The sequence below is a fragment of the Staphylococcus sp. HMSC34G04 genome, from assembly GCF_001838765.1.
GTDB lineage: Bacteria > Bacillota > Bacilli > Staphylococcales > Staphylococcaceae > Staphylococcus > Staphylococcus epidermidis.
On the sequence record NZ_KV838715.1, the window covers coordinates 1 to 203 of the forward strand.

1 protein-coding gene is annotated in these 203 nt (G+C 28.6%); it reads left to right on the plus strand.

Translation table 11 applies throughout. The features are described 5' to 3' along the window. Nucleotides 1-2: 2 nt before the first annotated feature. Nucleotides 3-203, plus strand: a 201-nt coding sequence (locus tag HMPREF3241_RS03525; RefSeq protein ID WP_256323887.1) for a DUF4176 domain-containing protein, incomplete at its 3' end; no start/stop codon positions are given.

The following is a 203-nucleotide window of genomic DNA, read 5'->3' on the forward strand; positions in this document are numbered from 1 at the left end:
GCATTATATATTTAAAAGAAGGTTCTCAAAAATTAATGATTATTAATCGTGGACCAATTGTAGAAATTGAGGGTCAAAAGTATTTGTTCGATTATTCAGCATGTAAATACCCAGTTGGTGTTGTAGAAGATCAAATATACTATTTCAATGAAGAGAATATTGATAACGTTATATTTGAAGGCTATTCTGATCAAGATGAAACA